The organism is Nocardia salmonicida, assembly GCF_036142455.1.
Lineage (GTDB): Bacteria > Actinomycetota > Actinomycetes > Mycobacteriales > Mycobacteriaceae > Nocardia > Nocardia salmonicida.
Map to the genome: position 1 here is coordinate 4,015,608 of NZ_CP108014.1, position 17,695 is coordinate 4,033,302.

The window sequence follows — 17,695 nt, forward strand, 5'->3', positions numbered from 1 at the left end:
AGAACGGTCCAGCGATCCGACCGCGTACGCCGAGCCGACAGCGGTCGGACGCGCTGCTCGATGAGTGGCGTCACGGCTGTCGACACAGGTTCTTACTGTGTCCAGACACACTAGGCGAGACAACGTTGCATCACCGTTGCATCGTCGTGATCCAGATCACGGGCACGATTCGGCGCCCGAAAACGACAAAACCCCCGCCGTACAACGGCGGGGGTTTCGGTCAGACGGTGCGACGCTTACTCGGCGTCGACGGTCTCCTCGACAGCGGCCGGCTCAGCGGCCGCGGCAGCCTCGTCCTCGACCGGGACGAGCGAGATCTTGCCGCGGTTGTCGATATCGGCGATCTCCACGCGCAGCTTGTCGCCGACGTTGACCACGTCTTCGACCTTGGCCACGCGCTTGCCGTTGCCCAGCTTGGAGATGTGCACCAGACCGTCGCGGCCCGGCAGGAGCGACACGAACGCACCGAAGGCGGTGGTCTTGACGACCGTGCCCAGGAAGCGCTCGCCGACCTTGGGCAGCTGCGGGTTGGCGATGGCGTTGATCATGTCGATCGCGGCCTGGGCCGACGGCCCATCGGTCGCACCGACGAACACGGTGCCGTCATCTTCGATGGAGATGTTGGCGCCGGTTTCCTCGGTGATCTGGTTGATCATCTTGCCCTTGGGCCCGATGACCTCGCCGATCTTGTCGACCGGGATCTTGATGGCGGTCACGCGCGGGGCGTAGGGGCTCATCTCGTCGGGGTCGGTGATGGCCTCGGCCATCACGTCCAGGATGGTGGTGCGGGCGTCGTGCGCCTGGTTCAGCGCACCGGCCAGCACCTGCGAGGGGATGCCGTCGAGCTTGGTGTCGAGCTGCAGGGCGGTGACGAAGTCACGGGTACCGGCAACCTTGAAGTCCATGTCGCCGAAGGCATCCTCGGCGCCGAGGATGTCGGTGAGCGCGACGTAGCGGACCTCGTCCTCACCCTTGTCGTTGGTGATGGTGTCGGAGACCAGGCCCATGGCGATACCCGCGACCGGCGCCTTCAGCGGCACACCGGCGTTGAGCAGCGACAGGGTCGAGGCACAGACCGAGCCCATCGAGGTGGAGCCGTTGGAGCTCAGCGCCTCCGAGACCTGACGGATGGCGTAGGGGAACTCCTCCTGCGAGGGCAGCACCGGCATCAGCGCACGCTCGGCGAGCGCGCCGTGGCCGATCTCGCGACGCTTCGGCGAACCGACGCGACCGGTCTCGCCGGTGGAGAACGGCGGGAAGTTGTAGTGGTGCATGTAGCGCTTGGAGGTCTCCGGGCCGAGCGAGTCGACCTGCTGCGCCATCTTCACCATGTCCAGCGTGGTGACACCCATGATCTGGGTCTCGCCGCGCTCGAACAGCGCCGAACCGTGGGCGCGCGGGATCACGTCGACCTCGGCGGAGAGCTGACGGATGTCCGCCAGGCCACGGCCGTCGATGCGGAAACCGTCGGTGAGGATGCGCTGACGCACCAGCTTCTTGGTGACCGAGCGGAACGCGGCACCCAGTTCCTTCTCGCGACCGGTGAAGTCCTCACCCAGACGCGAGAGCACCTCGGCCTTGATCTCGTCGATGCGGGCTTCGCGGGCCTGCTTGTCGGCGATGCTCAGCGCCTGGTTCAGCTCGACCTTCGAGGTGCCCTCGACAGCCTCGAACACGTCGGGGCCGTACGGCGGGAAGAGCGGGAACTCCTGGGTCGGCTTGGCAGCCAGCGCGGCCAGGTCGGCCTGGGCGCGGACCAGGCGCGCGATGAACGGCTTGGCGGCTTCCAGACCCTGGGCGACCACGGCCTCGGTCGGCGCCTGCGCACCGTCTTCGATCAGCGCGATGACCTTGTCGGTGGCCTCGGCCTCGACCATCATGATGGCGACGTCGCCGGTGTCGGTGACGCGGCCGGCGACGACCATGTCGAACACGGCGCCTTCGAGCTCCTCGACGGTCGGGAACGCGACCCACTGCTCACCGATGAGGGCGACGCGGACGCCACCGATCGGGCCGGAGAACGGGATGCCCGAGAGCTGAGTCGACGCCGAAGCGGCGTTGATGGCCACCACGTCGTACAGGTCCTTGGGGTCAAGGCTCAGCACGGTGACGACGACCTGGATCTCGTTGCGCAGACCGTCGATGAAGGTCGGGCGCAGCGGCCGGTCGATCAGGCGGCAGGTCAGGATCGCGTCGGTGGAGGGGCGGCCCTCGCGACGGAAGAACGAGCCGGGGATGCGACCCGCGGCGTACATGCGCTCTTCGACGTCGACCGTCAGCGGGAAGAAGTCGAACTGGTCCTTGGGGTACTTGCCGGCGGTGGTCGCCGACAGCAGCATGGTCTCGTCGTCCAGGTAGGCGGCGACGGAGCCGGCGGCCTGCTTGGCCAGACGGCCGGTCTCGAAGCGGATGGTGCGGGTGCCGAAGCTACCGTTGTCGATCAGCGCGACCGACTCGAAAACACCGGGCTCGACCTCGACCGCAGTCGAAGTACGTTCAGTTGTCTGCGTCATATTTTCTTCTCTCGACCTCTCGTCTCGCTGGTCGCGCTGCCGTTTCCATGCGTACTTTTCCCATGGTGGGCGCGAACCCAGCTGTCGTCAGCCGTACCGGACACGGACACGTGGAAACCCTCCTGGCTGCCACGCGCAGCACCCGGCCGTATCCCCTTGGAAGCGGCGACGCGGAGGCGGTCATCGATCGAAGCCCGACGGCGGCGAGAAAAAACGCCTGCCGAAAGGCCACTACCGAAGACCGACGCCACGCGGACGGATGCACACGGCTGTCACATGTTGTAATGCAGCCGGGAACCCGATGGTCCCCGAATACACGAATAGCCAACGAGAAGAAGTGTACTTCTTCCCGTTGGCCAGGTGTCGACCGCCTCGACGAGGAGGCGTGTCCGATTCAGATCAGCGACGCAGACCCAAGCGCTCGATGAGCGAGCGGTAGCGGTTGATGTCGTTGGCCTGCAGGTACTTCGACAGGCGACGACGACGACCGATCAGGGCCAGCAGGCCGTGACGGGTGTGGTGATCGTGCTTGTGCTGCTTCAGGTGCTCGGTCAGGTCCGAGATCCGCTTCGACAGCAGCGCGATCTGCGCCTCCGGCGAGCCGGTGTCGGTGGGGTGCAGGCCGTACTCGGCGAGAATTGCCGACTTCTGCTCAGTGGTCAGCGCCATGTGGCTCGACTCCTATTTTTCAGTTCCGCGCTCGAAGGTCCGGTTACCCGGGATGGGCGCCACCGCGGACCGCAGCAAACCCGAGGAGCCACTTTACTCGACCCTTGACGAGAAGTTGAAACCGGGATCAAGCGTCGGCGGCGGTGAGGACTTTGCGCGCTTCCTCGACATCGCGGCCCATGGCCTCGACCAGATCGTCGATGGAGTCGAATTTGCGCATCCCGCGCAGTTGTTCGACGAAATCGACACCGACGTGCTGGCCGTAGAGGTCGGCCTCGCCGTCGAGGACGAACGCTTCGACAGTCCGCGCGCGGCCCGAGAACGTGGGGTTGGTGCCCACCGAGATCGCGGCCATCGCACGCTCGCCCGGTGCGGCGCCACCGATGGTCGGGCCCGACCCGAGCACGGTGAACCAGCCCGCGTACACCCCGTCGGCGGGGATCGCGGCATGCATCGGCGGGGCGACGTTGGCGGTCGGGAACCCGAGCCCGCGGCCACGACCGTCGCCGTGCACGACGACGCCCTCGACGCGATGCGGGCGTCCGAGCGCCTCGGCCGCCGCGCCCATATCGCCCGCGTCGACGCAGGCACGAATGTAGGTGGAGGAGAAAGTGACGGCGTGTTCGCCGAGCAGGGTCACCCCGTCGACCTCGAAACCGAACCGCTCACCGAGTTCGCGCATCGTGTCGACGGTGCCCGCGGCCTTCTTGCCGAAGGTGAAGTTGTCGCCGACCACGACCTCGGTGACGTGCAACCGTTCGACCAGCAGATCGTGCACGTACTCGGACGGAGTGAGTTTCATGAAGTCCTGGGTGAACGGCATCACGCAGAACACATCGATCCCGAGCTCGGAAGCCAACTCCGCGCGGCGGGTCAGCGTGGTCAGCTGTGCGGGATGCGAACCGGGTCGCACAACCTCCATCGGGTGCGGATCGAAGGTCATCAGAACCGAGGGAACGCCACGCTTGCCCGCCGCGGCGACCGCGCGGCTGATCAGCTGCGCGTGCCCCCGATGTACCCCGTCGAACACGCCGATCGTGAGAACGCAACGCCCCCAGTCCGCGGGCACGTCGTCGAGACTTCGCCATCTCTGCACAGAGCGAAGCCTACGCAAAGCGGTGCGCGAACTGAATTCCGGTGTGACCGGATCACCGATACACGGCGTGCCGGTTCGCCGATGTGTTATTCGGGGCAGGGATGCCTAACATTGGTGATGTGCCAGCTAAACGAGATGTCGCGACCCGGAGCGCGCTGACGCAGCCCGCCGAGCAGGCCGAACTCGCCGCCACGATCGCGCCCGACCTCTCGGCGGTGGCACAGGACTATCTGAAGGTCATCTGGACCGCCCAGGAGTGGTCGCAGGAGAAGGTGTCGACCAAGCTGCTGGCCGAGCGGATCGGCGTGTCTGCCTCGACCGTGTCGGAGGCGGTGCGCAAGCTCACCGATCAGGGCCTGGTCGAGCACGCCCGCTACGGCGCGATCACCCTGACCGAGCACGGCCGTCGCGCCGCGGTCGCGATGGTGCGCCGACACCGTCTGATCGAGACCTTCCTGGTGAACGAACTCGGCTACGGCTGGGACGAGGTGCACGACGAGGCCGAAGTACTCGAACACGCCGTCTCGGACCTGCTCATGTCCCGCATCGACGCGAAACTCGGCCACCCCGACCGCGACCCCCACGGCGACCCCATCCCCTCCACCGACGGCGCCGTACCCACTCCCCCCGCCCGTCAACTCAGCGACTTCGCCGCGGGTGAATCCGGCCGGGTCGCCCGTATCTCCGACTCCGACCCCGCCATGCTGCGCTATTTCGACTCCGTCGGCATCGCCCTCGACACCACCATCGAAGTAGCGGAACGCCGCGATTTCGCCGGCACCATCGCCGTGCACATCGCCTCGTCCGAGAATCCCACCGAGCTGGGAACCCTTGCCGCCGAAGCGATCTGGCTCACCGCCTGATCTGTAGAGCGGTCCGGTCGCGCCGGATCAGCAGTTGAAATAGGTGCGCAGGCGAGCCGGTACGCCGTCGGCCGTGGCGGTGGTCCAGCAGGTGTCGTGGGGGAACCTGACGTAAGTGGTCCAGGTTCCCGACGCGCGGGTGATGAGGCGCTGGTTGTCGCCGGGGGTATCCCAGCGGATGACACCCCACTGTCCGTCGCAGTCGGGAATGGTGGCGGCGGGTCCCGGATCGACGCCGAGTTCGGATTCGATGATGGATTCGGCGCAGGCGGGGGCGGGTTCGGGCGGGGTGTCCTGGAAGCGCAGGTCGCCGGTGGCCGTGCCGCCCGGGGTGACCAGGAACAGCGTGTGCATGCCTTCAGGGACCGGGTTCGTTCCCGACGGGGCGGTCATCCCGAAGTAATAGCAACCGATCTCGGTGGTGAACGCCGCCCGGCCTTGTTCGTCGGTGACACCGTCGCGGCGCACTGCTTCCACCGTCTCACCGAGGGGGATGTCGTTGTTCGACGGATCACACGGCTGCTGCAGCGAAAGGTGCACCGGCACACCGCGAACGGGCACTCCGGACAGGGTCACGGTGCGCAGGACGACGGTGCCGGTCGCGGCCGCTGGCGGCGTGGCGGTCATCGCCGGAGCGGTGGGCGCGCCCACCGACTTCGATGGGCCGCCCTCTCTGGCCGCAGGCGCGGGCCCGCCGGGGATCACGGCGGGAGCGGCGCTGGGAGTGGCGATCGGTATCGACGCGGTGACCGTGATCGTCGAGCGCACCGAGGTCGATCCGGGCCCCTGCGGATCACCGCTCCCACACGCCGTGAGCAACACCGTCACACCGGCGAGAACACCGATCCAGGTCTTCCCGATCGCAGTCATGGTCTGCCCCTCCGCCGCGAAAGCTATTCATCCTCGCTATCGCCGGTATCGGACAGGACGTTAGCGAGGAGTCCAGTGCCGCTGACAGCCGAGGCCACCGGAATGGCCCGGCTCTGTCAGCGCGACAGGAAATCCAGGAGCACGCGGAATTCGGTGAGCGAGAGGTATCCGTCGCCGTCCTGGTCGGCGGCCGCGAGCAGGTCGGCGGCCGGTTCGTCGATGTGGCCCGCGCCGACGTGGCGAATCAGCGATTCCAGCTCGGTGACCGAGATCCGGCCGTCACCGTTGATGTCGAAGACCCGGAAGGCCGCGTCGGCGTCGGTGACCTCGATGCGCCCCGCGACGACGGCGGCATCGAATTCGGCACGGGAGACGAGGAAATCGCCGTTGGTGTCCGCGGCGGCGACCATCCGCTCGATGGCCTCCCGGTCGACGTCGATTCCCGCGGAACGGATTCCGTCGGCGATATCGTCCACCGACACCAGCCCGTCACCGTCGCGATCCCACAGCGTGAACGTGTCGACCGACTCTGCACTCATCTCACGAATCCCTCTTCCGCGGCCACCACCGGCCGGTCACGCCACTCTACGGATTCCTGGGAGTGGGTGCGGCGCACAACGAGTGGGCGACTCTCAGCTCGCCTGGCCGTCTAGCACGCGCAGTGTGACCGAATCGGCCGCCGGTTGCCGGTATTCGGTGAACAGGGCCGCGACGAGTTCACCGCGACTGGTGACGCCTGTCTTGTCGAAGACGGACTTCACGTGGTCGCGCACCGTGTGGGCCGATACCAGCAGGTGCCGGGCGATGGCGGCGGTGGACAGTCCCGCCGCGACGAGTTCGGTGACTTCGAGTTCGCGGCGGGTCAGTTCATAGGCCGCGGCCACGAGTGCGGCCACCTCCGACGGCGTCGCGTGTTCGATCACCAGCGCTGTCGTAGTCGGTTCGCCGTGCGCATCGCGCAGACACGAGGCGTGGCAGACGAGCCACCGGCCGGCCAGCGTGCGAATACGGATGCGGGCGCTGTCGCCGGTGAGACGCGCACGCCCCGCCGTGCTGAGAATCCAGACGGGCAACGGCAATTCGAGGCCGGAGTCGGTGGTCGTGGACGGGCCGGGCGGCATCTGCGCGAGCAACCCACGGGCTTCGTCGTTCACCGAGAGCAGGGCGCCGTCGGCGCCGAACAGCAGCAGGCCGGGCGCGTGGACGCCGTCCCAGCCCGTGGTCGCCGGTCGTGCGAAGCTGCGCAAGCGCCGTGCCATCGGGGCCGATAACGCTTGCAGCACCGCGATATCGGCGGCGGCGAAGGCCTGCCTGCCACGGTCCCTGAACAAGCTCACCTGTCCCCAACCCTGGCCGTCGACGCGCAGTACAGCCCGCAATTCGTCGCCGAATCCGCGGGGTCGCAGAAAACTTCGATACAGCGGGCTCAGCGTCGGCCGGTCGCCGGTGACCGCACGCAAACCGGCCACCGGCACCTGTGCCACCGCCAGATCGCGGAACAGGTTGACGTGCTCAGCGAAAATCTCTGACTCCCAGTAGGTTCCGCAGCCGCCCTCGTGCAGGTTCTCCACCCGCACCGGCGCGGTGGTCAGCCCGTTGACCGGATCGGTGGCCACCCACACCGCGGCATCGAACCCCACGGATCGGCGCAAGCGGGTGGATGTCCGCTCGAACAACTCGTGCGCATCCGGTGCCGCGGCGATCCCACTGAGCAGAGCGGACAGGGAAGGCGAAGCCGAGGCGGTCATGTGCCCATTGTCGTCGCGTTCAGTGCTCGCCGACCATCCCGCAAACGCGGGATTTCGCAGCGGCTCCGGCGCGACCACGCTGATCACGGAGCGGGCACGACGCCGTGCCCGCCATCGAATGAGAGTGCGCGGCAACGCCCTCCGACGACAGGAGTCGATATGCGAATCGGGATCATCGGTGCGGGAGTGGCCGCGGTCGGGTTGCTCGACGCGCTCGCGCGGGCGGAAGGGACACCGGGCACGATCACCGTGTTCGAAGGGTCCGCGGCGCTGTGGCGTGGACGGGCCTATCAGCGCGATGTGCCCGCGGTGCGCGTGAACGCCCCACCTGCGTTGATGTCCGCGCGGGCGAGCGATCGTGGGCACTTCCAGGATTGGCTCGCACAGCGACCGGATGTGGTGCGCTTCCTCGACCCCGGGTTGGGGCAGCCGATCGTGCCGCGCGCGATGTACGGCGAGTACCTGGAACACTCGGCACGGGCGTCGATCGACCGGTTACGTCGCGACGGATGGCAGGTCAGCGTGGTGAACGACCGGGTCACCGACATCGCGCGGGAACAGCCGGTGGTACTGCGCACCGAGGGCGGCGTGTTGTATCCGGTGGACCGCGTGGTGCTCTGCGTCGGCAGCGGCCGTCCCCGCGACCAGTACGGACTGACCGGCTCACCCGGCTACCTCGACGAGCCGTATCCGCTGGCGCGCACGCTCACCGAGGTGGATCCCGAGGCGCACGTCGCGGTGATCGGCAGCGGCCTGACCGCCGTCGACATCACGGCGGCGTTGACCGAGCACGGCCATCGAGGTCCGATCACGCTGCTCTCGCGCAGCGGGATCCTGCCGTTCGTCCAGCAACGTCCACGACCATTGGCGCCGCGACACCTCACCCCGGCCGCCGCACTGGACCTGGCCGCGGGCGGCCCGGTCGAGTTCACCGCGGTGGTCGCGCTGCTGCGTGCCGAATTGGCTGACCTGGGTGAGGATTTCGACGAGTTCGCCGCCGAGATCCGCGCGACCGGTGCCGAGGACCCGGTGCTTCGCCTGCGCCGTCAGCTCGCCGATGTCGACTCCGCCCTGCTGGGTCGGCGCCTGCTCACGATGGCGATTCGCACGATGGGCCCGATCCTGTGGCCCGCCATGACCGACGCCGAACGGAGGATGCTGCGTACCGATCACTACCGCACGATCAGCAGCCTCAGCTCACCGATGGTCCCGCACAACGCGGAAATCCTGCTGCGCCTGCTGGACTCGGGTCAGGTCCGATTGCGCACCGGACTCACCGCGATCGCGGCGGACGACATCGGGTTCACGATGACGGACGAATCCGTGTGGACGGCCGACATCGTGATCAACGCCGTGAACCCACCCGCTTATGTCACCCCGCAGGATACCGAGGCACTGATGGCACGCCTACTCGGCAGCGGCACCGCTGAATTCGCACCCACGGGTGGTCTCCGCGCGGAACCACGTACCCGTGCGCTGCATGCCGGCACCTGGCATGTCCTCGGCAACCTGGCGGCGGATTCGATGTTCATCGCCACCAACCCGCCCGGCCTCGCCGCCGAAGCGGCACTGCTGGCCGAGCACCTGACGAAGGAATCCGGCCTACCCGTGGGCATCTGACTCGGCGGGCGGGTTCGACAGCCCGGACACCGATCTCGCCGGTGGCCGGACAGTGAGCATCGCCCGTCGAAGCATCGCCCGACAACCGCTCGTCAGTCGCCGATTCCTCTGGGGCGCACCACCATCACCGATCCCGCGCGTTTTCCGCTCTCCTCCAGGAGCGCGATGGCCCTGCCCCGTGGGTCGATGGCGGCGTAGACGCCCTTGATACCGACAGGTTCGAGCCAGCGGCCGGTGCGCAGGTCGGTGGCCTGCGATTCGTCGATGTCGCGGAGCGGGAAGGCGGTACGGACGGCGGCGTCGATGTCGAGGCTGAGCAGGGGCTGCTCGGCGTCGGCGGCGGTCGCGAGTTCTTCGAGGGTGCGGGCATGTTCGAGGGTGAAAGGGCCGACTCTGGTGCGGCGCAAGGCGGTCAGGTGACCGCCCACACCGAGGGCCGCGCCGAGGTCGCGGGCCAGGGCGCGGATGTAGGTGCCGGAGGTGCATTCGACCGCGACGTCGAGATCCACGAATTCACCGTCGGCCACGTCGCGCCGGCCCAGGATGTCGAAGCGCGACACCGTGACCGGGCGCGCGGCCAGTTGCACCTCTTCGCCCGCGCGCACGCGCGCGTAGGCCCGTTCACCGTCGACCTTGATGGCGCTCACCGTGGCGGGGACCTGCTCGATGTCACCGGTCAGCACCGCGACACCGGCCGCGATCTCGTCGTCGGTGACGTGCAGCGCGGGAGTGGTCGCGGTGATCTCACCCTCGGCGTCGTCGGTGTTCGTAGCCTGGCCGAGCCGGATCGTCGCGGTGTAGGCCTTGGTGGTGAGGAGCAGTTGGCCCAGCAGTTTCGTGGCCCGCTCCACCCCGAGCACCAGCACGCCGGTGGCCATCGGGTCGAGGGTGCCCGCGTGGCCGACCTTCTTGGTCTGCAACAGTTTTCGACTGCGCGCCACGACATCGTGGCTGGTGAGCCCGCTGTCCTTGTCGACGATCACGAGACCGCCGAGCTCGCCCACCCGCGACACCCGTGCTGCCATCAGCCGTGCGCGATCGCGGTCAGGATCAGCCCGTCGGCGATCAACCAGTTGCCGTCGAACTCGGTCAGCGCGGCGCCGCCGTCGTTCGTCAACCCGGGCACGAGCAGCTTCGTGTGGAAGGTACCCGAGCCCGCATCGTCTGTGCGGGAGTCGATCTCGAAGGTGATGTGCGCGTCCTCGAAACCGAGCCAGCGCAGCGTCAGCGGGAACCACGCCTTGTAGGTGGCCTCTTTGGCACAGAACAGCAGCCGATCCAGGTGCAGGCCCTCGCCCGGCGTGTCCGACAGCCACTCGCGTTCGGCAGGCAGACTGACCGAATCGAGCACGCCGTCGGGCAGGGTGTCGTGCGGTTCGGCATCGATGCCGACCGAACGGAAACGCAGTGAATGCGCCGTCGCCGCGGCCCGGTAACCGTCGCAATGGGTGAGGCTGCCGACGATGCCGCGCGGGAACAGCGGCATTCCGCGTTCGCCCTTGCCGATCGCGACAGGCTGCTCACCGAGCTGCTCGAGGGCCAGACGCGCGCAGTGCCGGGCGCCGATGAAATCCCGGCGACGCTTCTCCACGGATTTGGCGATGAGGTGCTCTTCGGCGGGATGCGCCTTCAAGTCCTCCGGAAACACCAGCAGCTCCGCCGAAGCCACACTCCTCGGCAAAATCCTCTCCAGCACTGCTGTTCCGCCTCTCCGCGTATTCAAGCCAGATCTAGGCGCTGGTCGGGCAGCGTTGGCGTCTGGCGGTACCGGGGGTGGGCGGGTTTGCTCGTGCCCGGTGAGTTACCGATGTCCTTACGAAATCAGGCGGCTCGTCTTCTTGCAAATTCGCTGATCAGATGCCTCGCCGGCGCTCGGCCTTTTCGCGCATCTCGGCGGCTGCGGCTTCCATCTCCGGGGTGACCTTGAAGTGGCCGCCCCAGGAGTTCAGGTCACCGTCGGCGTAGACCGGTTCGGGCAGGATCTGGCGCAGCAGCGGTTCCGGCATGCCTCGGCGTTTCCATTCGCGGGGGTAGCCGAGGGAGACCTCTTCGAAGCGGACGCCGTCGTAGTAGGTGGTTCGGGGGATGTGGAGGTGGCCGTAGACCGAGCAGACCACGTTGTAGCTGGTGTGCCAGTCGGCGGTCAGGTCGGTGCCGCACCACAGCGAGAACTCCGGGTAGAACAGGATGTCGGTGGGCTGGCGGACCAGGGGGAAGTGGTTGATCATCACCAGCGGGGTTTCCGCGGGCAGCGCGTCGAGGCGGCGCTGGGTGTACTGGACACGAGCGTGGCACCAGGCATCGCGGGTGAGGTACGGGTCGGGGGTCAGCAGGAACTCGTCGGTGGCGACGACATTGCGTTCGCGCGCCAGCGCCAATCCCTCCGCCTTGGTGTTCGTGCCCGCCGGTCGCCACGAGTAGTCGTAGAGCAGGAACATCGGCGCCAGGGTGACCCGGCCGCCGTACTTCTCGGCGCCCGAGCCCGTCCACGCCGGGAACGGGTCCTCCGGGGTGACCACATCGAGGTCACGACACATCGCGACGAGATAGTCGTAGCGAGCGGCGCCGTGCATCTGCACCGGATCCTTCGGCGTGGTCCACAGCTCGTGGTTGCCCGGCACCCAGATCACCTTGGCGAAGCGGCCGCGCAACAACTCCAGCGCCCACCGCACCTCCTCGGCCTTCTCCCCCACATCACCGGCGACGATCAGCCAGTCCTCGGGCGAATCGGGAACGATCTGCTCCACCACAGGCTTGTTGCCCTGATGCCCCACATGCACATCGCTGACCGCCATCAACTTCGGAATCACCTGTCCACAGTGGCACACTCCGGGCCGACAGCACCGGCGGGTTCACCCCTGCGCGTCGGAGGCCTCGGCGACGAGCAGCTCGAGCAGCCCGGGAAACCGCGCGTCGAGATCGGCCCGTCGCAGGACGACGGTGCTGCGATTGCCGTAATTCACCTGCCGGACCAGCCCCGCCTCGCGCAGCACCCGGAAGTGGTGGGTGCGGGTCGCCTTGGTCACCGGCAATTCGAACGACGAGCAGCTGCGGTCCCCATCGGCGGGATCCAGCGCGAGCAGGGTGATCACGCGACGCCGCAGCGGATCGGCCAGCGCGCCGAGTACCGCTCCCAGTTCGAGCTTCTCCTCCACCCATCCACCTCCACATAGGTACGACTTGCGTCATACCTAACCGCCGCCTACCGTCCTCAGGTACGTAGAACATCGTACCTAAGGAGCATCATGCCGGGCACCTACGCCCTGGTGGGATTCGCCCACCCGAAACCCGAACGCCGCGACGACCTGCGCGAACTATTGCTCTCGTTCGTCGAACCGACCCGCGCCGAAGAGGGCTGCCTCGAATACCACTTCCACGTCGACAGCGACGACCCGTCGGTCTTCGTCTTCTACGAGGTCTGGCGCAGCAAAGCCGACCTCGACCGGCACCTGGCCCTGCCCCACATGCAGGAGTTCTGGAACTCCCGCCTGGAGTACCTGACCCGCGATCTGGACATCCGCTGGATCGACATGCTCAGCCCCTACCCGCGCTGAGTCACGCCGCCCCGCTCGGTATGTCGGCGCCCACCCTGGCCCAGCGGCCCGACTTCGCCCGGGCGAGGACCGCGACCAACCGCAGCAGCATGAAGGCGACCAGGCCCGACCAGATTCCCGCGACGCCCCAGTCGAAGATCAGCGACAGCCAGATCAAGGGAAGGAAGCCGGTCAGGGCGGCGACGAGGGTCGCGGTGCGCAGGAACGCGGCGTCGCCCGCGCCGAGCAGGACGCCGTCGAGGGCGAACACCGCACCGGCGACCGGAATCATGGCGACGAAGAACCACCAGATGACGTGGGCGCGGTCGAGGACCTGGGGGTCGTCGGTGAACAGCAGGGGGATCACGGTCACGCCCGCGGCGAAAACGGCGGCCAGGAGCAGGGCGAAGATCTCGGACCAGACCGTGACCCTGCGGGCGATGCCCTTGGCGCCGTGCGCGTTTCCCGCGCCGAGGGCCGCGCCGACCAGGGTCTGAGCGGCGATGGCCAGTGAATCCAGGGTAAGGGCGAGGAAATTCCAGAGTTGCAGGACCAGCTGGTGAGCGGCGACGGACGCGGCGCCGAAACGGGCGGCCACCGCGGCGGCGGAGACGAAGCAGACCTGGAACGACAGGCTGCGCACGATGAGGTCGCGGCCGAGAACGAGTTGGGCGCGCATCACCGCGAGTTGTGGCCGCAGCGAAACCCGTTCGCGCAGCAGGGCATAGGCGAACAGGATGCCGGAGACCGATTGACCGACGAGGTTCGCCACCGCGGAACCGGCCAGTTCCATCCGCGGCGCACCGAGCAGTCCGTACACCAGGACCGGACATAGCACAGCCGAGAGCGCCAGTCCCACCACCACATACGTCAGCGGCCGTCGCACGTCCTGCACGCCACGCATCCACCCGTTGCCCGCCATCGACAGCAGGATCAGCGGCACGCCGAACAACGCGATCCGCACCCAGATCAGCGCCTCGTCGGCGATCTCCCCACCTCCGGACAGCACCGAACACAACGGCTCCGCGAAGAGCTGGATCACCACCACGATCACCAGACCTACCGCCGCACCCACCCAACTGGCCTGCACGCCTTCCTCGACCGCTCCCGTCCGGTCCCCCGCACCGTGTCTGCGGGCCGCGCGCGCGGTCGTTCCATAGGACAGGAACGTCAACTGGGTGCTCACCGACCCGAGGATCACCGCGCCGACGGCCAGCCCGGCCAGCGCCAGCGCCCCCAACCTGCCGACCACCGCGATGTCGAAGAGCAGATACAGCGGCTCGGCGACCAACACTCCCAGCGTGGGCACGGCGATGCCGAGAATGCGCCGTGGCCCCGCCCGGTCGACCTCGCCGCCGGACACGGCTTCCTCCATCGACTCAGCGGACTCCACACCGACCTCCCACAGCACTACGAACCCTTGGCGCGAATGCCGCCGACCCGCCGATGGTGACACATGGCACCGACAACACCGATCAGCACGACATCGCAGCTACGAAGTGTGGACGGCGAGCAGGATGGACAGCGATACTGGTCGTTCGCCCAGCTCGGGCGGATGACGTCACACCGCGGACGCCCGGTTCGCCCGAACAACTCAGGATCGACGATGGTGTTTGTGCAGCGATGGCGGGTGATCACGGCATTCGCTCTGGTCGGCGCGGCGACACAGCTGGTGTGGCTCACCTACGCGCCGGTGACGACCGTGACCGCCGAGTACTTCGGGGTGTCCGAGTCCGCGGTCGGGTGGCTGGCCAATATGTTCCCGCTGCTCTACGTCGTCCTGGCCGTTCCCGCCGGAATCGCGCTGGATCGCTGGTTCCGGCCCAGCTTGATCGCCGGAGCGGCACTCACCGCGATCGGTGCGGCGCTGCGCCTGCTCGACGGCGGTTTCGCGATCGTGCTCATCGGTCAGACCGTCGTCGCGATCGCCCAACCGCTGGTGCTCAACGCCATCACCGGAATCGCCGGACACTATCTGGAGGAGAAGGACCGGCCGACCGGCATCGCGGTCGGCACCGCGAGCACCTTCGCCGGTATGGCGGCGGCGTTCGTCCTGGGCGCGGCGCTGCCCGCCGAAAGCCAGCTCATCACCCTCACCGCCATCGGCACGATCTTCGCCGCCCTGGCCGCGATCGCGCTGACCGTCGAGTTGCTGCGCGCGGGCACCGGACCCGCGGCGAGCACCTCGACCTCGCTCAGCACCCTGCGAGCGACCATCAGCGACCGATATGTGCGCCGGCTCTGCGTCGCCGTGTTCTTCCCGTTCGGCACGTTCGTCGCGCTGGCGACCTATGGCCAGGCACTGCTGGAGCCGTCCGGCGTGAGCGCCGACGCGGCCAGCGTCGTCCTGCTGGTGAATGTCCTCGCCGGTGTCGTCGGCTGCGCGGTGATACCGGTCGCGGTCCTGCACCGCGGCATCGAACTACCCGCCGTGCTGGTCGGCCTCACCGCCAGCGCCGCCGCCTGCCTGCTCGTGGCCGTGGCCCCCGGCCTGGCGACAGGTTTCCTGGCGTTCGTCCTCATCGGCCTGACACTGTTGCCCGCCCTCCCGATCGTCCTGTCCATGGCCGAACGCCACACCGGCGCCGCGGAAGGCACCGCCGCAGGCCTCATCTGGATGACCGGCAACCTCGGCGGCCTCGTCATAGCAGCCCTGACCGGCCTCCTCGTAGACCAGCCCGCCCTGGCCTTCACCCTCTGCGCCACCGCAACGATCCTCGGCGTCCCGCTGACGCTGCGCCTACGACGCGACGAGACGGTCGCCGCGACCTAGGGTCAGCCCAGCGCGGCGATCAATGCGCGCACAACGTCTTCGGCGTTGCCGTAGGTGGTGTAGCCCGCGGCGAAGCGGTGGCCGCCGCCGCCGAAAACGCCGGCGACCGCGGCGACGTCGACGCCGTCGGTGCGACCGGGGGCGGAGTCGCGGGAGCGCAGCGAGACGGTCCAGCGGTCGTTGTGGCCGCGGGCCTCCTTGAAGACGGCGGCGATGCCCGCTTCGGCGGTGGTGCGGATGACGTCGATGACGCTTTCGACCTCTTCGGGGCCGACGTCGTGGGTGTCGGCGGCGCGGACCAGCGCGTAGACCAGGCCGACACCGGCGGCGGACGGCACGACCACCGCCGTCGACAGCACCTTCGACAGCATCGGGAGCCAGGCGTAGGGGTGGGTGTCGAGCAGGACACGGGTGATCTCGGTGCCGTCGATGCCGGTGGCGAGCAACCGCTCGGCCATGGCGTGGCTGCCGGAACGAGCCCAGCGGAAGGAGCCGGTGTCGGTGACCAGGCCCGCGAACAGGCAGTGCGCGATATCGGCGTCGATCTCCACACCCCAGGCGTCGAGAAGCCGGGTCACCAGTTCGGTGGTCGAGGCCGCGGATTCGTCGATCAGGTCGACGGTGCCGAAGCCGTCGTTGGCGCGATGGTGATCGATCACCAATGTCATTGTCGCGCCGGGTAATCGGTCGGCCAGCGCACCGAGACGACTGCGCGCGCCACAGTCGACGACGATCAACAGGTCGACCTCGCGCGGCACCTGCGCCGGTGGCACGACCAATTGCACCCCGGGCAGGGTGCGCAGCGAGGCGGGCAGCTCAGCGGGCTCGGCGAAGGACACGCACACCGGTATATCGCGCCGGTGCAGCGCCATGGCCAGCGCGAGCCCGCTCCCGACGGTGTCGGCATCGGGCTGCACATGGCACAGGATGGTCACCGAACGCGCCGCCGCCAATGCGGCGACGGCCGCGCCCAGTTCGGTCCCGTCGCGGACGCTGGTCATCCGGCGTCCACGCAGGCCACCGGTCCACGGCCGGACAAGGCGGCGCCTGCCGAACAGGACGCGACGCCCTGCGTGGTCACTCGAGCTACCGCCCCCGGGCGATGACCGGACATGCCTGCCTACTCGTCTTCGTCGTCGCGATCGACCTTGTACGGGTCGGCGTCACCCGCGTGCTTGGCGTTGGCGGCGACCTTGGCCACCTCGTCGTCGATGGCGCGAGCCCTGGCGAGCAACTCTTCCATCTCGCGGGCCACCTCGGGCACCTTGTCCAGCGTGAAGGACAGGATCGGGGTGAACTTCACTCCGGTACCGGCGCCCACCTTGGACCGCAACACGCCCTTGGCCGCGTCGAGCCCGGCGGCGGCTTCGGCATAGTCGGGTTCGGCGTCGATGGTCTCACCCATCACCGTGTAATAGATATTCGCCTCGCGCAGATCGCCGGTCACCTTGGCATCGGTGACGGTGACGAACCGCAGCCGCGGATCTTTGATCTCGTATTCGATCGCGGTGGCCACAATCGCGGAAATCCGCTTGGCGAGCCGGCGTGCCCTGGCTTGATCAACCATGGCTGAGCTCCTCTCTTCGGCGGCGCGGGTGGGGCCCTACGCAGGCTTGCGCCTGGCGGACCCGTGACACCCGTGCCGCAGCCTAGTCTTCGGGTCCGAAGATCCGGCGGCGTACTGCCAGCAACTCTATCTCCGGACGCGCGGCAACGTGCCGCTCACACTTGTCGAGCACCTCGTTCAGGTGTCCCGTTTCCGCACTGACCATGGCCACACCGAGCAGGGCCCGGCGGTGCAGGTCTTGATCTCCGGCTTCGGCGGCATTCACGCCGAAGCGCTTCTGTAGCTCGGCGAGGATCGGCCGGATCACCGACCGCTTCTCCTTGAGCGAATGCACGTCACCGAGCAGTAGATCGAATTCGAGCGCACCGATGAACAGCGGTGCTCACCTCCTGGTAGATGGGGATCCCGCAAGACCCCACGCCGCACCCGAAGAATCGGATGCG

General features: G+C 68.0%; 18 protein-coding genes. 4 read left to right on the forward strand and 14 right to left on the reverse strand.

Features of this window, described 5'->3' with window-relative positions; genetic code table 11:
* Positions 1-236 precede the first annotated feature (236 nt).
* The 3 genes from OHS03_RS18900 to OHS03_RS18910 all read right to left on the reverse strand — a co-directional run bounded on the left by OHS03_RS18900 (position 237) and on the right by OHS03_RS18910 (position 4,278).
* Positions 237-2,513: a polyribonucleotide nucleotidyltransferase gene (locus OHS03_RS18900; RefSeq protein ID WP_056811491.1), complete on the reverse strand. Its 2,277-nt coding sequence runs from the start codon at positions 2,511-2,513 to the stop codon at positions 237-239.
* Between the two features lie 399 nt (positions 2,514-2,912).
* Positions 2,913-3,182, reverse strand: a complete 270-nt coding sequence (rpsO, locus tag OHS03_RS18905) for a 30S ribosomal protein S15 (RefSeq protein ID WP_056811493.1) — start codon at positions 3,180-3,182, stop codon at positions 2,913-2,915.
* Between the two features lie 127 nt (positions 3,183-3,309).
* Positions 3,310-4,278, reverse strand: a complete 969-nt coding sequence (locus OHS03_RS18910; RefSeq protein ID WP_328655882.1) for a bifunctional riboflavin kinase/FAD synthetase — start codon at positions 4,276-4,278, stop codon at positions 3,310-3,312.
* Positions 4,279-4,379: 101 nt separating this feature from the next.
* Between OHS03_RS18910 and OHS03_RS18915 the strand changes: the two genes are divergently transcribed.
* A complete protein-coding gene (locus tag OHS03_RS18915) occupies positions 4,380-5,141 on the forward strand; it encodes a metal-dependent transcriptional regulator (RefSeq protein ID WP_328655884.1) in 762 nt (253 codons plus the stop codon).
* A 27-nt stretch (positions 5,142-5,168) separates the two neighbouring features.
* Here OHS03_RS18915 and OHS03_RS18920 read toward each other — a convergent pair whose 3' ends face one another.
* The 3 genes from OHS03_RS18920 to OHS03_RS18930 form a co-directional block, all read right to left on the reverse strand.
* A complete protein-coding gene (locus OHS03_RS18920; RefSeq protein WP_328655886.1) occupies positions 5,169-6,011 on the reverse strand; it encodes a hypothetical protein in 843 nt (280 codons plus the stop codon).
* Positions 6,012-6,127: 116 nt separating this feature from the next.
* Positions 6,128-6,550 (reverse strand): EF-hand domain-containing protein, encoded by a 423-nt coding sequence (locus OHS03_RS18925; RefSeq protein ID WP_328655888.1) that lies wholly within the window; start codon positions 6,548-6,550, stop codon positions 6,128-6,130.
* Positions 6,551-6,643: 93 nt separating this feature from the next.
* Positions 6,644-7,759 (reverse strand): LuxR C-terminal-related transcriptional regulator, encoded by a 1,116-nt coding sequence (locus OHS03_RS18930; RefSeq protein WP_328655890.1) that lies wholly within the window; start codon positions 7,757-7,759, stop codon positions 6,644-6,646.
* Positions 7,760-7,918: 159 nt separating this feature from the next.
* Here OHS03_RS18930 and OHS03_RS18935 point away from each other — a divergent pair, with 159 nt between their 5' ends.
* Complete coding sequence (locus OHS03_RS18935) at positions 7,919-9,379, forward strand: FAD/NAD(P)-binding protein (RefSeq protein WP_328655892.1); 1,461 nt, start codon at positions 7,919-7,921, stop codon at positions 9,377-9,379.
* A gap of 92 nt (positions 9,380-9,471) precedes the next feature.
* Here the strand turns inward: OHS03_RS18935 and truB are convergent, their stop codons facing one another.
* The 4 genes from truB to OHS03_RS18955 all read right to left on the reverse strand — a co-directional run bounded on the left by truB (position 9,472) and on the right by OHS03_RS18955 (position 12,534).
* On the reverse strand, positions 9,472-10,404 hold the full coding sequence (gene truB / locus OHS03_RS18940; RefSeq protein ID WP_328655893.1) for a tRNA pseudouridine(55) synthase TruB: 933 nt from the start codon (positions 10,402-10,404) through the stop codon (positions 9,472-9,474).
* Positions 10,404-11,075 (reverse strand): 4'-phosphopantetheinyl transferase Npt, encoded by a 672-nt coding sequence (gene npt / locus OHS03_RS18945; protein ID WP_056811511.1) that lies wholly within the window; start codon positions 11,073-11,075, stop codon positions 10,404-10,406. Before npt ends, truB begins: the two co-directional genes overlap by 1 nt.
* A 157-nt stretch (positions 11,076-11,232) precedes the next feature.
* The gene (locus OHS03_RS18950; RefSeq protein WP_328655896.1) at positions 11,233-12,189 is read right to left on the reverse strand and encodes a metallophosphoesterase family protein; all 957 of its coding nucleotides are present in this window, start codon (positions 12,187-12,189) and stop codon (positions 11,233-11,235) included.
* Positions 12,190-12,231: 42 nt separating this feature from the next.
* On the reverse strand, positions 12,232-12,534 hold the full coding sequence (locus tag OHS03_RS18955) for an ArsR/SmtB family transcription factor (RefSeq protein ID WP_194824269.1): 303 nt from the start codon (positions 12,532-12,534) through the stop codon (positions 12,232-12,234).
* A gap of 90 nt (positions 12,535-12,624) precedes the next feature.
* Here OHS03_RS18955 and OHS03_RS18960 point away from each other — a divergent pair, with 90 nt between their 5' ends.
* Positions 12,625-12,933, forward strand: a complete 309-nt coding sequence (locus tag OHS03_RS18960) for a putative quinol monooxygenase (protein WP_328655898.1) — start codon at positions 12,625-12,627, stop codon at positions 12,931-12,933.
* A gap of 1 nt (position 12,934) precedes the next feature.
* On the opposite strand, the gene OHS03_RS18965 is transcribed toward OHS03_RS18960, so the two are convergent.
* Positions 12,935-14,287 carry an MATE family efflux transporter gene (locus tag OHS03_RS18965; protein ID WP_328664303.1) on the reverse strand — a complete coding sequence of 451 codons (1,353 nt, stop codon included), beginning with the start codon at positions 14,285-14,287 and terminating at the stop codon, positions 12,935-12,937.
* A 231-nt stretch (positions 14,288-14,518) separates the two neighbouring features.
* Here OHS03_RS18965 and OHS03_RS18970 point away from each other — a divergent pair, with 231 nt between their 5' ends.
* Complete coding sequence (locus OHS03_RS18970; protein WP_328655900.1) at positions 14,519-15,685, forward strand: MFS transporter; 1,167 nt, start codon at positions 14,519-14,521, stop codon at positions 15,683-15,685.
* Between the two features lie 2 nt (positions 15,686-15,687).
* Here OHS03_RS18970 and OHS03_RS18975 read toward each other — a convergent pair whose 3' ends face one another.
* From OHS03_RS18975 to OHS03_RS18985, 3 genes are all read right to left on the reverse strand, one after another.
* Positions 15,688-16,686 (reverse strand): DHH family phosphoesterase, encoded by a 999-nt coding sequence (locus OHS03_RS18975; RefSeq protein WP_328655902.1) that lies wholly within the window; start codon positions 16,684-16,686, stop codon positions 15,688-15,690.
* 119 nt (positions 16,687-16,805) lie between these two features.
* Complete coding sequence (gene rbfA / locus OHS03_RS18980; protein ID WP_056811530.1) at positions 16,806-17,252, reverse strand: 30S ribosome-binding factor RbfA; 447 nt, start codon at positions 17,250-17,252, stop codon at positions 16,806-16,808.
* Between the two features lie 82 nt (positions 17,253-17,334).
* Positions 17,335-17,628, reverse strand: a complete 294-nt coding sequence (locus tag OHS03_RS18985; protein ID WP_056811534.1) for a DUF503 domain-containing protein — start codon at positions 17,626-17,628, stop codon at positions 17,335-17,337.
* Between the last annotated feature and the right edge of the window lie 67 nt (positions 17,629-17,695).

Excerpts from the sequence above, each read along its gene's own strand:
- OHS03_RS18900 (WP_056811491.1), bottom strand. The coding sequence starts at position 2,513 with ATGACGCAGACAACTGAACGTACTTCGACTGCGGTCGAGGTCGAGCCC.
- rpsO (WP_056811493.1), bottom strand. The coding sequence starts at position 3,182 with ATGGCGCTGACCACTGAGCAGAAGTCGGCAATTCTCGCCGAGTACGGC.
- OHS03_RS18915 (WP_328655884.1), top strand. The coding sequence starts at position 4,380 with ATGCCTAACATTGGTGATGTGCCAGCTAAACGAGATGTCGCGACCCGG.
- OHS03_RS18920 (WP_328655886.1), bottom strand. The coding sequence starts at position 6,011 with ATGACTGCGATCGGGAAGACCTGGATCGGTGTTCTCGCCGGTGTGACG.
- OHS03_RS18925 (WP_328655888.1), bottom strand. The coding sequence starts at position 6,550 with ATGAGTGCAGAGTCGGTCGACACGTTCACGCTGTGGGATCGCGACGGT.
- OHS03_RS18930 (WP_328655890.1), bottom strand. The coding sequence starts at position 7,759 with ATGACCGCCTCGGCTTCGCCTTCCCTGTCCGCTCTGCTCAGTGGGATC.
- OHS03_RS18935 (WP_328655892.1), top strand. The coding sequence starts at position 7,919 with ATGCGAATCGGGATCATCGGTGCGGGAGTGGCCGCGGTCGGGTTGCTC.
- truB (WP_328655893.1), bottom strand. The coding sequence starts at position 10,404 with ATGGCAGCACGGGTGTCGCGGGTGGGCGAGCTCGGCGGTCTCGTGATC.
- OHS03_RS18960 (WP_328655898.1), top strand. The coding sequence starts at position 12,625 with ATGCCGGGCACCTACGCCCTGGTGGGATTCGCCCACCCGAAACCCGAA.
- OHS03_RS18965 (WP_328664303.1), bottom strand. The coding sequence starts at position 14,287 with ATGGAGGAAGCCGTGTCCGGCGGCGAGGTCGACCGGGCGGGGCCACGG.
- OHS03_RS18970 (WP_328655900.1), top strand. The coding sequence starts at position 14,519 with ATGGTGTTTGTGCAGCGATGGCGGGTGATCACGGCATTCGCTCTGGTC.
- OHS03_RS18975 (WP_328655902.1), bottom strand. The coding sequence starts at position 16,686 with ATGACCAGCGTCCGCGACGGGACCGAACTGGGCGCGGCCGTCGCCGCA.
- rbfA (WP_056811530.1), bottom strand. The coding sequence starts at position 17,252 with ATGGTTGATCAAGCCAGGGCACGCCGGCTCGCCAAGCGGATTTCCGCG.